This window comes from Kitasatospora sp. NBC_01287, assembly GCF_026340565.1.
GTDB lineage: Bacteria > Actinomycetota > Actinomycetes > Streptomycetales > Streptomycetaceae > Kitasatospora.
This window is the reverse complement of record NZ_JAPEPB010000001.1, coordinates 4,909,225-4,922,497: the sequence shown is the minus strand read 5'-3', so window position 1 is coordinate 4,922,497 and position 13,273 is coordinate 4,909,225. Positions and strand designations below refer to the sequence as shown.

Here is a 13,273-nt window from a genome sequence, read left to right as displayed (position 1 = left end):
CCGGCACTCGGCTGCCGCACGGCGTCCTTCGCCCTGTCACCGCGCGTCCCAACGACGTCGGGCGCTGGCGTCCCGAGGACCGTCGATACGAACCGCCCCGCCGAGGTGGGGCGCGGTCAGTGCGCGGACGCCAGGAGCCGCCGCACCGCCGTCGGGGTTCGGCCCAGGTACTGGCGCATGGTTCGGGTCAGATGGGCCTGGTCGGCGTAGCCGAGGTCGGCTGCCAGGGTGCTGAGGCTCTGTTCGCCGGCCTCCAGGCGGTCGAGGGCACGGCCGATGCGGACACGGTGGCGGTAGCGGGTCACCGAGATGCCGAACTCACGTGGGAACGCCCGGCTCAGGCGGTAGGGGGAGGCACCGAGCGACTCGGCCAGGGAGAACAGCGTGTCCGAGGCCGGGTCTCCTTCGGTGATCGCCTCGCGGGCGGCTGCCACGAGGTCCCGGTCGTGTCGGGCGGACGCTCCGGCGATCGGTGTCCCCGCGGCGGTGATCCGGCCGATGGCGGTCGAGAGGAGAGCCAACAGTTCCTCCGCGAGCGCGTAGTCGACATCTCCCGACTCCGCGGCACGGAGGAGGCGGCGGTGGGCCAGGTCCAGGCGCGCGTCGACGTAGACGGTGTGCGCGGCCTGCCCCGCGGTGTCCCCGGCCAGGGAGCGCCACAGCTTCGGCGTCACGCTGATCGCCGTGCAGACGTCGCCGCCGGCAGGGTGGGCGAAGCTCTCCTCCTCGCCCGGGGAGCCCACATAGGCCAGAGTCGCGTCGATGTCGGCGGGCACGCCGGCGGCCCGCCTGCGGAAACGGCCTCGGCGCACGAGCACCACGCGATACTCGCCGCAGACTTCCGGTACCGACCAGTGGGTGTGGTCGTCGCGGCAGGTCACCGAGCTGATGCCGAAGTCGGGACGGGTGGCGACGGGAACGGCGGTGAGCACCTTTCGAACGCTACGCGGCCGGTCTGACAGCCGCGGCAAGGATGTTCAAGACGGGGGCCTGCCGCCAGGAGCACGCTGGCGGGGTGCGAGGGGCCGTCTCCTTCGCGCCTCGCCCGTACCGACATCAGGAGTCATCGGCATGCCTGCTCTCGAACAGCTCAGCACCGTGGTCATCGACTGCGCCGATCCGGCCGCGCTCGCCGCGTTCTACCAGAAGGCCACCGGGTGGGAGATCACCTACAGCGACCAGGACTTCGCGTCGCTGGGCGCCGGCGACGGCACCCCGGTCCAACTCGCCTTCGTCCGCGTGGAGGGCTACCAGGCACCCGGCTGGCCCGACGGCGCCAAGCACACGCACCTCGACTTCACCGTCACCAACCTGGAGGGCGCGACGGAGGAACTGCTCGGTATCGGAGCTTCCCGGCACGAGTTCCAGCCGGGCGACGGCCAGTGGATCGTCCTCACCGACCCCGAGGGCCACCCGTTCTGCCTGACACCCGTCACCACCGGCAACTGAGCCCCGCACGGAGGAGACCGACCCATGGCATCCATCCACCGCGACATCCTGATCGACGACTCGGCCGAGAACGTCTGGGCCGCCATCCGTGACTTCGGCGAGGTCCACAAACGCCTCGCACCGGGCTTCGTCACCGATACCCGCGTCGAGGGCGACATCAGGATCGTGACCTTCGCCAGCGGCACCGTCGTGCACGAGCTGATCGTCGACATCGACGACCAGGCCCGGCGCATCGCCTACGCGGTGGTCGGCGGCTCCCTGGAGCCCGAGCACCACCATGCGTCCATGCAGGTCTTCGGCGACACCGAGGGTCGCAGTCACTTCGTCTGGATCATCGACGTGACGCCGGACAGCTTCGGGGAGCCCATCGCCGAAATGGTCGGCCAGGGCATCCACGTGATCAAGCGCACCCTTGACCGAGAAGCCACCCCTACCCACTGAACAACAGGCTGTCGGCACTCGGCCTGGTTTCAGTCCCGGTTGCGTTCACCCCCGTACAGCGGTCTCCGCAACCCGGCGCACGAGCCACTCCGCCGCGGGTCAAGACCTGTGCGGCCACGACCACGGAACGACGGCGGGCCCGACCGCAGTGCGGTCGGGCCCGCCGTCCGCCCTGCCGGGCGGATGCGTGGAAGTCCGGGCAGGCGCGGAGGAACTCTTCCTGGGCCGGGCGGTCGTCGGACGGCGAGCCTGTCAGCGCTGATCACGCGGCACGTTCTGCGACCCACCCGCCGGCGTCGGACCGGCAACCACCAGGTCGGCAAGGCCGTCGAGGATGCGATCGAGGCCGAAGGTGAACTCGTCGTGCGGTTCGCTGATGTCCGTTGCCGTGATGACAGCGTGCAGGGCGGGGAGCCGGCCGGGGTCGACCAACCTGGCGAGCTGTTGCTGATAGGAGGTCATGAGCTCACCTGGAGTGCGGTTCTGAGCGCGCGCCGCGGTCAGGATGACGGCCTCCTGGGTGGCGGTGTTGCGGACGTAGCCACTGACCAGCATGACCGCGGACAGACGTTGCGGCGGGGTTAGCCCGGTGCGGTCGAACGCGGCAAGAGCCCGGTCCAGCCAGCTGAGCTGATGCGGCATCGCGGGCGGGCCGTCGGCGGCGATCTGCAGGACCCATGGATGCTCGCGCAGTACTGCCAGATGGGCATGGGCCCATCCGGTCAGGCCTGCTCGCCAGTCCTCACCGGGCTGCGGCGCGTCGGGCGGGGTGTCGAAGACGGCGTCGGCCATGAGCGCGAGGAGTTCGTCCTTGCTGGACACATGCCGGTACAGGGCCATGGTGGTCGCGCCGAGGTGGGTGGCCACCCGCTTCATGGAGACCGCCGCCAGACCCTGGGCGCCGGCGACAGCCACCCCGCCGGACACCACCTTCCGCAGGGTGAGGTGGGGCCGGGGTCGAGGGTTCTCATCCACGTCTACTCCCTGTCTCTTGCGCGTCGTTCCATCAAGTGTATAACGTACACATCGAAGCGTACGGCATACACATTGGCACGTGACTCGGGGGCTCTCCATGGACGTTCTCATTTCCGGCGCAGGCATCGCAGGGCCGGCCCTGGCCTTCTGGCTGCGACAGGACGGCCACGCCGTCACCGTGGTGGACCGCGCACCTGAGATGCGTGCGAGCGGCCACGCGGTCGACATCCGCGGCGCGGCCGTCGAGGTCGTCGCCCGGATGGGGTTGCTGAACCAGGTCCGTGCGGCCGACACCGACAAGCAGGGCATGGCCTGGGTGGACGACTCGGGCAAGCGGGTGGTGAGCGTTCCTTCGGGGTTCGCCGAGGTCGCTCCCGAGGATGTCGAGATCCCGCGCGGTTCGTTGTCGGACATCCTGTTCGAGGCCACCCGCGACACGGTGGAGTACGTCTTCGGTGACCGCATCGCCGCCATGCGGCAGGACGCCGAGGGCGTCGACGTCACCTTCGAACACGGTTCTCCTCGGCGCTACCACCTGGTGATCGGCGCGGACGGCCTGCACTCGACCACCCGGGCGATGGCCTTCGGCCCCGAAACCGACTACGTGCGGCACCTCGGCCTGCACATGGCGATCTTCACCACCGAAAACCGCCTCGACCTGGACCGCTTCGAGTTGGCCCACATGACCCCGGGACGGCTCGCCACCCTCACCCACAGCAACGGCGAGTCCGGAGCCCGCGCCGCGTTCTTCTTCGCCAGCCCCGCCGGCCCCGCCGACACCCCCGATCACCGCGATGTCGAGGCACAGCGCGCCATGGTCGCCGATGCCTTCGCCAACGCGGGCTGGGAGATTCCCCGCCTGCTGCGAGAACTGCGCACCGCCCCCGACTTCTACTGCGACTCCACCAGCCAGGTGGTGATGGACCGTTGGTCGGCCGGCCGGGTAGCACTGCTCGGCGACGCCGCCTACAGCCCCTCCCCGCTGTCGGGCCAGGGCAGCAGCCTCGCACTGGTCGGCGCGTACGTCCTGGCGAGCGAGCTCGGCCGGGCCCAGGGCGACCACACCGCCGCCTTCGCCGGCTACGAGACCAGGATGCGCGACTACGTCCAGCAGAACCAGAAGCTGGCCAAGGACAACGTCACCCGCTTCGCGCCCACCTCCTGGGGAGCGATCCGCTTCCAGAACCTGGCCATCAAGACCATGAAGTACCTGCCCTGGCGCGGCTACATCATCAAGCAGGCCACCCAGGGACTGCGCGAAGCCTCCAACGCCATCGCCCTCGACGCCTGACACCGGGTGCGTGTGCCGCTCACGTCATGCGGCCCGCCGCACCGGATCGACCAGCGCGAAAGGCACAGCCGACGACTCCGGCCCCGGTTCTTGGTCTCGGTTCACGATCCGGCCGACTCGGCGCCGCGCCTCGCCGGGTTCGGGGCCGCTGTCCCCGAGCGCGGCGAACACCTGACCCGTTCGCCCGGCCTCCGCCTCGGATCGGGGAGCGGCCGGGCGTGCTCGCGCCCGGCCGGTCAGGGCCGCCGTCGCGGAAGCAGTGACGCGGGCAGCAGCGCCAGCGCGAGCAGGACCGCCGCGACCTCGTACGCGATCCGGAAGCCCGCCGGGTCCGCGCCCGCCGAGCCCAGCACCACGGAGGTGAGCGCCGTCCCCACCGACGCGCACAGCTGCGAGTTGATGCTCAACGCGGTGCTCGCCGCGGCCATTCGGTCCTTCGGCAGGTCGCGGCTCGCGGTCGTCATCGTCGGCATCAGCACCATCCCGGAGCCGACGCCCATCACCATCGCCGAGCAGACGACCCGCCAGGCCGCCACCCCGTCCGTCCCGACCTGAATCGCCGTCAGTGCCATCCCGAGCGCTCCCACCGCGATCCCGGCCGGGATCAGCCGCCGCGGCGACGCCTTGTCGATGCGCCGCGCGGCGATCTGCATCGTCGCGCCGACGGTGAGCCCGACCGGCGCGCCCAGCACTCCCGCCGCCGTCGCGCCCATGCCCCGGACCTGCTGCCAGTACAGCGGCCCGAGCAGCAACGATCCGAAGTAGCCGAGTGTGAACAGCGCGAGCGTGCCGATCCCGACGGCGAACGTGCGGTCGCGCAGCAGCCGCAGGTCGAGCAGCGGCTCACGGGCCGTCAGCGCGCGCCGCACGAAGGCGGCGACGAGTACGGCACCGGCCAGGGTGGGGACGATCGCGCCAGGCGCGGCGAAGTCACCGCGCTCCGCGCCCCGGGCCAGCCCGAACAGCAGCAGCGCGAGGCCCGGCGAGAGCGTCAGCAGGCCCGGGACGTCCAGCTTGGGCGCGGATGAGGTGCTGACCGGCGCGTCGGGCCGGAGCAGCTTCGCGGCGAGCGCCAGCGCTGCCGCGCCCACGGGCAGGTTGACGAGGAAGATCCAGTGCCAGGACACGGTGTCGATCAGCCAGCCGCCCAGGATCGGCCCAGCGGCCGGTCCGACGAGGATGGGAAGCCCGAGCAGCGCCATCGCCCGCCCGAGCCGTGCACGGTCCGCGGCGCGCATCACCATCGCCATACCGACGGGCATGAGCAGCCCGCCGCCGAGCCCCTGCACCGCGCGGAACGCGATCAGGCTGCCCGCGTCCCACGCGCACGCGGCGAGCAGCGACCCGAGCGTGAACAGCGCGAGGGCGGTCAGGTAGGCGCGCTTGGCGCCGATCCGTCCCATCGCCCACCCCGCGGTCGGGATGACGGCGGCGAGCGCGAGCGTGTACGCGGTGGCGGTCCACTGGATCGTCGCCAGCGGGGCGCGGAAGGCCTCGGAGAGGCTGCGCAGCGCGACGTTGACGATCGTCATGTCGAGTACCGACATCAGCGAGCCGATGATCACGACGGCGATCGCGCGGTTGAACACCGCGGACGCCCTCCGGTGCTCCTCCGGCGATGACTCGACTGCCGCTACTGCGGCCTGTGTCGCTGCCATCTCCCGAGCCCCCTTCAGCCCTCGTAGGGCCGGGTCGCGCGAGCCGCCCGCAGCGCCCGCCCCCACCAGGCCAGCTGGCCGAGCATGCCCTTGGCCGCGCCCTCGCACACGGCCGTGTCGCGCGGCGCACCGTTCTCCGCGAGGCCCGACCACGGCGCGTGCAGGCTGACGGAGTCGCGCACCGTCATGGCGTGCAGCTCGGCGAAGACCAGCCGGAGCTGCTCGACGGCGCGCAGGCCCCCGCCGAGCCCGCCGTAGGAGACGAAGCCGACCGGCTTGGCGTGCCACTGCCCGTGGTGCCAGTCGATGAGGTTCTTCAGTGCGGCCGGGAAGCTGTGGTTGTACTCGGGGGTGACGATGACGAAGGCGTCGGCTGCGTCCAGACGCGGTGTGACGTCTGCCAGTGCGGCTACGGCCTCCGGGCTCGGAGTGCCGCCCCAGCCGGGCATGACGAGCGGCAGTTGGACGTCCAGGAGGTCGATGACGTCCAGTTCCAGCCCTGCGTGGCCCACCGCGGTGCCGAGGAACCAGTCGGTGACGGCGCGGCCCACACGGCCCTCGCGAACGCTGCCGACGATGACGGCAACGCGCAGCGGCGCGTCCTCGTGAGCAACGGTGGCCGTGGGCACGGCTTCGGTGGCAGGCATGGCGATGTCCCCTCCTTGAGCGGGTCGGCCGCCCGCTGCGGCTCCCGCTCCGGTAAAGTACAACGTACGTTGTTAAAAGTGCAACGCTCGTTGTAGATCGTGAGGAGGCAAGTGTGGGCAGCGGCAACGACGCCTGGATGGAGAGGGCCCGGCACGAGGTCCCGTCCCGGAAGCTGGAGAAGCAGCTCGCCATCGCGAGCGCGTCCTGCACGGTCTTCGGCCGTGAGGGCTACGCGCGCGCCTCGGTCGATGCGCTCGCCGCCGCGGCCGGCGTCTCGACGCGCACCCTCTACAACCACTTCCCCGGCGGCAAGGCGGAGCTCTTCCGCACCGTCGTCACCTGGACGTCGGGCGAGGTGCGGGACGCCCAACTCGCCCGAATGCAAGCCCTGCTGGACCCGGAACGCCCGCCGCACCCGGATGACCTGGAGCGCGACCTCGTCGCCCTGACCCGCGCGTTCGTCGGCCTGATCACCGACTTCCCGAACCACTTCGCACTCGTCCGCCACATCCACGCCGAGGCCGACCATGTGCCGCCCGAGGTGCTGGAGGCGTGGGAGGACGCCGGGCCGGGACCGGTCGGCCGCGCGCTCGCCGACATGATGGCAGGCCTCGCCGCGGCAGGCCTGATCGATGTGCACGGCGACGCGGCCCTGGCGAGTACTCACTTCATGGCGCTGACCTCACACACGATCGTGCAGCTCTCCCGCTACGGCGTCCTCCCGCTACCGAAGGAGGAGACCAACCGCTTGATCACCGGCGGCGTCGCCGCGTTCCTACGGGCGTACCGCGCCGGGTGATCCAGCGGCACCGCTCTCGCCGGGGGCCGCGGAAGGGGCTCAAGCGGAACGATCGGCTCCCGGGGTCACCCGCAGTGTGTCGATGTCGCGCGCCACAGGGTCGGGACGTGCTGGTAGCGCCTCGACCTCACGGCCGAGGACGGCACTCTCGGCCCGACGGAAACAGGAGCCGCCCACGCAGAACGCTCGGCCGGGAAACCCCGGCCGAGCGCCTGCGCACGGTGCTCGCGGCCTGACCAGCCGACCGCGTGTCGCGACGACTCCTGGAGACCGCCTTTCCGGTCGGGGCCTTCGCCGTGCCGTGGTCTCAGCTGGTCTCAGCTGGTCTCAGTTGGGGTTCTGGGCTCGCCGCCCGACCGCCGGGTGCCGGCCCGGAACCCTGGCCGACGGGGATCAGGCGGCGAAACTGAAGTACCCGTAGCTCGGTGCGGCGATGAAGGTCAGGTAGTTGTCGGCGCCCGCCGCGGCGACCGGGGTGAGTCGGTTGGTGGTGCTGCCGTCGCCGAGCTGGCCGTAGCCGTTGTAGCCCCAAGCCCGAACCGTGCCGTCGCTCAGCAGCGCCAGCGCGTGCACCTGACCGGCGGCGATGGACTTCACGTTGGCGAGGTTCGGGACGGCGACCGGGGTGAGCCGGTTGGTGTTGCTGCCGTCGCCGAGCTGGCCGTAGTTGTTGTAGCCCCAGGCCCGAACCGCACCGTCACCCAGCAGGGCGTAGGTGGAGTTGCCGCCGGCCGCCAGGGAGCGGGCATTGGCGAGGTTCTGGACGGCGGCCGCGGTGGAGCGGTTGGTGGTGCCGCCGTCTCCCAACTGACCGTAGCCGTTGTAACCCCACGCCCACACCAGGCCGTCGTTCAGCAGCGCCGCGCTGTGGTTCTGGCCGCCCACGAGCGACTGGGCGTTGTTCAGTCCGGCCACGGTGACCGGGTTGGAGCGATTGACGTTGCTGCCGTCGCCGAGCTGGCCGTATCCGTTGTAGCCCCAAGCCCGAACCGTGCCGTCGTTCAGCAGCGCCAGGCTGTGGTCGCAGCCGGCGGCGATCGCCCGCACACCGCTCAGCCCGGCCACGGTGACCGGGTTGGAGCGGTTGCTGTTGGTGCCGTCGCCGAGCTGGCCGTAGCCGTTGTAGCCCCACGCCCGAACCGTGCCGTCGTTCAGCAGCGCCAGGCTGTGGTGGCAGCCGGCGGCGATCGCCCGCACGTCGCTCAGCCCGGCCACGGTGCCGGGTGCCGCGTGGTTGGAGGTGCTGCCGTCGCCGAGCTGGCCGTAGCCGTTGTAGCCCCAGGCGTCCACCGTGCCGTTCCGCAGCAGGGCCAGGCCGAAACCGTCGGTGTTGGCCCCGCCCGCCACCAGCGAGGTGAGGTCGGCGCCGGTCAGCCCGGCGATCGCGCTGGGTGTGGACCGGCTGCTGGTGTCCGCCGCGCCCAGCTGGTAGGTGGAGTTGCTCCCCCAGCCCTTCGCCCGGCTGTCCTCGGCGGTGGCACTCGTCGGCAGCGCCAGCGCCGCGAGCGAGGTCGCGCTCACCAGCAGGGCGGTCAGGATCCGACGCGGGGCATTCGCACGCTCGACGCGCAACGGTCTCATGGCATCAGTCGCTTTCGTCAGGGCCCACACAAGGGTTGGGCGGCTTGACAGTCCTGGACGGCGGCAGTGCGCGGATGGCGCTGGACCCGCCGGGGAGGAGGCTCCCAAGCGGATCGTCCGCATACAAGCCAGGCGCGCCGCCACAGCTCCGGGCGTTCGCGAGTTCACTCGTCCGGACCACGAGCCACTCCGCCGCAGGTCAGAGCCTCTGACACCGAGGCCCGGGCGACTCCAACGGCCGCCGTGTGCCGGATGATAGGGGCAACGGATGTGAGGGGCAGCGCGGTGACGGACAGCGAATCCATCGGGTCGGAGTCGGACCTTCGGTCGAACGGTCGGGGGTCCGAGACCGCCGTCGCCGGCGCCCGGTCCGAGGTCGGGGTCGGGGAGGCACCCGCCCCGAGTGCGGAGGCCCGGGACGGGAGTACGCGGCCTCGGCGTTCCCTGCGCCGGCGGCTGGCCGTGGCTGTCCTGGTCCTCGTGGTGCTGTGCCTCCCGCCCTGGTGGACGCTGTTCGCCTCCGGCGTCCACTGGCCGTTCCCGGTCTTCCTGGTCGGCACGGTCGTCCTCGCCCTCTGGCCGGCCTTGTTCCCGTTCCTGATGGTCGCGGGCCACGGGGCACGACGGAACGACCGGGCCGCTCGCGTCGCGGACACCTCCCTCGGGGTGGTCTGGGTGCTGTTCACCTGGTCGGTGCTGGGCGCCTCGGTGGACCTCGTGCTGAGCGGGCTGGACGTCGGCGGCACCGATCGGGCCAGGGCCGTCGCCCTGGCCGTCGCCGTGGTCTCGGCCGGGCTGCTCGGCTGGGGACACTACGAGGCGATGCGCGTGCCCCGCGTGAAGCGGCTGGATGTGCGCGTCCCACGGCTCGGCGGCGGCCTGGACGGGACCCGCGTCGTGGTGCTGGCCGACACCCACTACGGGCCGATCGACCGGGCGAACTGGTCGGCGCGAGTCGCCGAGGCGGTCAACGCGCTCGACGCGGACGTCGTGGTCCACGCCGGCGACATCGCCGACGGCACCCCCGCCCAGCGCCGGGAGCAGTCCGCGCCGCTCGGCACGATCCGGTCGCGACTGGCCAAGGTCTATGTCACGGGAAACCACGAGTACTCCGGTCAGGCCCAGGGCTGGCTGGACCGGATGGCGGATCTGGGCTGGGAACCGCTGCACAACCGCCACGTCACGGTGGAGCGCGGCGGGGACTCCCTGGTGCTCGCGGGTGTGGACGACGTGACCGCGGAGTCCTCCGGCCTGGCCGGACACCGCGCGAACCTGCTCGGCGCGCTGGCGGGGGCGGACCCGGCCCGGCCCGTCCTGCTCGTCGCCCACCAGCCCAAGTACGTCCCGCAGGCCGCTGCCGCCGGCATCGACCTGCAGGTCTCCGGGCACACCCACGGCGGCCAGATCTGGCCGTTCAACTTCCTCGTCCGGCTGGACCAGCCGGTGGTGCACGGCCTGAGCCGACACGGGGAACGGACCCAGCTCTACACCAGCCGGGGCACCGGCTTCTGGGGGCCGCCCTTCCGGGTCTTCGCACCGAGCGAGATCACCCTGCTCACGCTGCGCTCGGGCGGTGCCTCGCCCGCGGCGTAGCGCACCGGAGACGGCCACGGTCGGCCACGGTCGGCCTCGGACCTGGTGCGTCGGTCGTGCGGCCGGCGCCACCGCGCGCCTGTTCGCGGCCCTGGTCAGTGGGGCTCGGCCGGCGCCGCGGCCTCCCAGGCGAACCCGTCCGGGTCGGTGAAGGGGCCGGCGGTGCTGCCGATCGCGAGTCGGTGCGATCCGGTGCCGTCGGGAGAGACGCCGGCGTCCTTGGCGAGGGCGCGGCGCTTGTAGAGCGCCAGTTTGACGGGGCTGGAGCCGGCGGCGAACTCGACGTACACGCGGCCGAAGCTCTTCGCCACGCTGAGGCCCCGGTCGAGGTAGAAGCGTTTGCTCGCGGCCACGTCGGCGACTCCCAGCAGGAGCACGACCGCGTCGATCTGCCCGGTGGCCGGCCCGGTGTCCTTCTTCGCCGAGGTGGCGACCTTCCAGATCGTCCCGTCCGGGGCCTGTACGACACCGCCGTAGCCCCAGAGCGACTTCGCGGCCGGCTTCAGCGAGGTGGCACCGGCGTCGAGGGCGGCGGCGACGAGGCTCTTGACGGTGGCCGGCCGGGACACCGTGAGCGACAGGGTGAAGCCGCGGAAGCCGGTCGTCGGTTCCGCTCCGGCCCGCAGGCGCAGCCGCGCCTGCGGGCCGAAGGCGGTGGTGTAGAAGAGCTCGGCGGCCGCGGGGTCGGCCACGTCGAGGGTGAGGGACTCGATGGAGGTCATGGCTGCCACGCTAGGTGCGGGTCGGCGGCCGGTGCTTCTCGAATCCTGACCGGTCCCATCGGGACGACGGCCGTGGTGCTCTCCGTGGCCGGACCCCGGGGCCACGGGTGGGCCGCGCCCGCTCGCCCCTCACGACCCACCGGGGTCCACGAAGCCCGACTCGTAGGCGGCGACCACCGCCTGGGTGCGGTCGCGGGCGCCGATCTTGCCGAGCAGGGAGCCGACGTGGGTCTTGACGGTCTGGACGCCGAGGACGAGCTCGGCGGCGATCTCGGCGTTGGACATGCCGCGGGCCATCAGGCGCAGCACCTGCGCCTCCCGCTCGGTGAGCGCGGCCCGGTCCATGGCGGCGCGGGCGGCCGGGTTGTCGCGGCCCGCGGCCAGGCGGCGGATCGCGGCCGGGAAGAGCAGCGACTCACCGGCCGCCACCAGCCGGACGGCCTGCGCGATCTCGGCGGGGCGGGAGCGCTTCAGCAGGAAACCGTCCGCGCCGGCCCGCAGCGCCTGGTGGACGTAGTCGTCGTTCTCGAAGGTGGTCAGCACCAGGATCTTCGGCGGCGTGGCCGAGGCGCGCAGCAGGGCGCGGGTCGCGGCGAGGCCGTCCATCTCGGGCATCCGCACGTCCATCAGCACCACGTGCGGACGCAACCGCCCCACCAGGGGCAGGACCTGGGAGCCGTCCGAGGCCTCACCGACGACCCGCAGGCCGTCCTGGACCGAGAGCACGGCCCGCAGGCCGGCGCGGACGAGCTCCTCGTCGTCGGCGAGCAGGATGTCGATCATCACGCGCCCAAGCGTAGGGGCAGCCGCACCCGCAGCTGCCAGCTGCCGTCCGCCGGGCCCGCGGTGGCCTCGCCGCCGAGCAGGGCGGCCCGTTCCCGGATGCCGCGCAGGCCCGCTCCCCTGGTCTGCCGCCAGGGCTGACCCGTGCCCAGCGGGTTGGCGCAGTGCAGCCGGAGCTGCCCGTCCCGCACCTCGATCCGGAGCTGGAGGGCCGCGCCCGGGGCGTGCCGCAGCGCGTTGGTGACGGCCTCCTGCACGATCCGGTGCGATTCGCGCGAGAGCACGCCCGGCAGTTGGGCCGCCGCCACCTCGATCCGGGCCTCGACCCGGGTGCCCGCGGCTCGGGCGGTCTCCAGCAGGGAGGCGACCTGGTCGAGGCCCGGCTGCTCGGTGGTGGCCGCCTCGGGCGTCTCGCGCAGCAGCATCAGGGTGCGCTCCAGGTCCTCCATCGCGCGTCGGCCGATGTCCTCGATCACCCCCAGCGCCTTCTCGACGAAGACCAGGTCACCGGCCCCGACCTCGCGGGCCGCGCCTGCCTGCAGGACCGTCACCGTCAGCGCGTGCCCGATGGAGTCGTGCAGCTCGCGGGCGAGCCGGTTGCGCTCCAGCAGCCGTTCGGCGCGCAGTTCGGCAGCCGCCAGCCGCTCGGCGGCCGATGCTCCCAGCATCGCCGCGGCCAGGGCGAGTTGGGCCCGCCCGGCCAACTGGACCAGGGCCAGCGTGAGCAGCAGGACGACGGGAGCCAGCAGCGGGTACCAGAGCTGTCCGGCCTCGGCGGGCAGGCTCACGCCGTAGACCCGGGGGCCGGTCGGCCGGCCGGGCGCCGCGCACAGGGCCACCACGGCCGACAGCGTGTGGATCGTCAGGTAGCCCACCGCCGTGCCGAGCGCGACGCGGCCGTAGAGCCAGGCGGCGGTGCGGCGGCGGTCCGCCCAGGAGCGCGAGGGCGCGATCCCGATCGCGTCCGGGTCCTCGGGGCGCAGCAGCAGTCGGCCCTGCAGGCCCTCGGCATGCCGCGTGCCGGGGATCATCGCGGCCGCCGTGAGCAGCACGGCGCAGACCGCGCCGCCGAGCGTCAGGACCTGGGCGGTGGACCGGCCCGTGGTGCCCGGGTAGATCAGCACCACCACCCCGTAGAACACCATGCCGATCAGCAGGTGCAGCCATCTGGTCCAGAACACCGAGCGGCGGATCGTCTTCACCGCCTCATCGTGCCAGGCCACGCGGGTCGAGCGGCTCCCTCTCGGGAGGGAGGCGCCGCCCCCGCGCGAGTGAGGCACTCCCCTCTCGGGAGGGAAGTGCCGCAGTGGGGGCGCGCGGTTGGCTGGCGGAG

At 72.4% G+C, this 13,273-nt stretch carries 13 protein-coding genes; 5 read left to right on the top strand and 8 right to left on the bottom strand.

The window, feature by feature from the left end; all coding sequences use genetic code 11:
- Positions 1–116: 116 nt before the first annotated feature.
- Positions 117–932, bottom strand: a complete 816-nt coding sequence (locus tag OG455_RS21165; protein ID WP_266295993.1) for an AraC family transcriptional regulator — start codon at positions 930–932, stop codon at positions 117–119.
- Positions 933–1,071: 139 nt separating this feature from the next.
- Between OG455_RS21165 and OG455_RS21160 the strand changes: the two genes are divergently transcribed.
- Positions 1,072–1,449 (top strand): VOC family protein, encoded by a 378-nt coding sequence (locus OG455_RS21160; RefSeq protein ID WP_266295992.1) that lies wholly within the window; start codon positions 1,072–1,074, stop codon positions 1,447–1,449.
- 24 nt (positions 1,450–1,473) lie between these two features.
- A complete protein-coding gene (locus OG455_RS21155; RefSeq protein WP_266295991.1) occupies positions 1,474–1,890 on the top strand; it encodes an SRPBCC family protein in 417 nt (138 codons plus the stop codon).
- Positions 1,891–2,142: 252 nt separating this feature from the next.
- On the opposite strand, the gene OG455_RS21150 is transcribed toward OG455_RS21155, so the two are convergent.
- Entirely contained in the window at positions 2,143–2,865 is a 723-nt protein-coding gene (locus OG455_RS21150) for a TetR/AcrR family transcriptional regulator (RefSeq protein ID WP_266295990.1), read from the bottom strand.
- A gap of 97 nt (positions 2,866–2,962) precedes the next feature.
- Between OG455_RS21150 and OG455_RS21145 the strand changes: the two genes are divergently transcribed.
- Entirely contained in the window at positions 2,963–4,156 is a 1,194-nt protein-coding gene (locus OG455_RS21145) for an FAD-dependent monooxygenase (protein WP_266295989.1), read from the top strand.
- 236 nt (positions 4,157–4,392) lie between these two features.
- On the opposite strand, the gene OG455_RS21140 is transcribed toward OG455_RS21145, so the two are convergent.
- Both OG455_RS21140 and OG455_RS21135 read right to left on the bottom strand, forming a co-directional pair.
- On the bottom strand, positions 4,393–5,814 hold the full coding sequence (locus tag OG455_RS21140; protein WP_266295988.1) for a DHA2 family efflux MFS transporter permease subunit: 1,422 nt from the start codon (positions 5,812–5,814) through the stop codon (positions 4,393–4,395).
- A 14-nt stretch (positions 5,815–5,828) separates the two neighbouring features.
- Positions 5,829–6,461, bottom strand: a complete 633-nt coding sequence (locus OG455_RS21135; RefSeq protein ID WP_266295987.1) for an NADPH-dependent FMN reductase — start codon at positions 6,459–6,461, stop codon at positions 5,829–5,831.
- 113 nt (positions 6,462–6,574) lie between these two features.
- Between OG455_RS21135 and OG455_RS21130 the strand changes: the two genes are divergently transcribed.
- Positions 6,575–7,261 carry a TetR/AcrR family transcriptional regulator gene (locus tag OG455_RS21130; RefSeq protein ID WP_266295986.1) on the top strand — a complete coding sequence of 229 codons (687 nt, stop codon included), beginning with the start codon at positions 6,575–6,577 and terminating at the stop codon, positions 7,259–7,261.
- Positions 7,262–7,654: 393 nt separating this feature from the next.
- Here the strand turns inward: OG455_RS21130 and OG455_RS21125 are convergent, their stop codons facing one another.
- Positions 7,655–8,833 carry a hypothetical protein gene (locus OG455_RS21125; RefSeq protein WP_266295985.1) on the bottom strand — a complete coding sequence of 393 codons (1,179 nt, stop codon included), beginning with the start codon at positions 8,831–8,833 and terminating at the stop codon, positions 7,655–7,657.
- A 453-nt stretch (positions 8,834–9,286) separates the two neighbouring features.
- On the opposite strand from OG455_RS21125, the gene OG455_RS21120 reads away from it, so the two are divergent.
- Positions 9,287–10,435 carry a metallophosphoesterase gene (locus OG455_RS21120; RefSeq protein WP_266300893.1) on the top strand — a complete coding sequence of 383 codons (1,149 nt, stop codon included), beginning with the start codon at positions 9,287–9,289 and terminating at the stop codon, positions 10,433–10,435.
- Between the two features lie 95 nt (positions 10,436–10,530).
- Here the strand turns inward: OG455_RS21120 and OG455_RS21115 are convergent, their stop codons facing one another.
- From OG455_RS21115 to OG455_RS21105, 3 genes are all read right to left on the bottom strand, one after another.
- Positions 10,531–11,157: a glyoxalase gene (locus OG455_RS21115; RefSeq protein WP_266295984.1), complete on the bottom strand. Its 627-nt coding sequence runs from the start codon at positions 11,155–11,157 to the stop codon at positions 10,531–10,533.
- A gap of 129 nt (positions 11,158–11,286) precedes the next feature.
- On the bottom strand, positions 11,287–11,943 hold the full coding sequence (locus OG455_RS21110) for a response regulator transcription factor (protein ID WP_266295983.1): 657 nt from the start codon (positions 11,941–11,943) through the stop codon (positions 11,287–11,289).
- On the bottom strand, positions 11,940–13,142 hold the full coding sequence (locus tag OG455_RS21105; protein ID WP_266295982.1) for a sensor histidine kinase: 1,203 nt from the start codon (positions 13,140–13,142) through the stop codon (positions 11,940–11,942). The genes OG455_RS21110 and OG455_RS21105 overlap by 4 nt, the downstream gene beginning before the upstream one ends.
- Between the last annotated feature and the right edge of the window lie 131 nt (positions 13,143–13,273).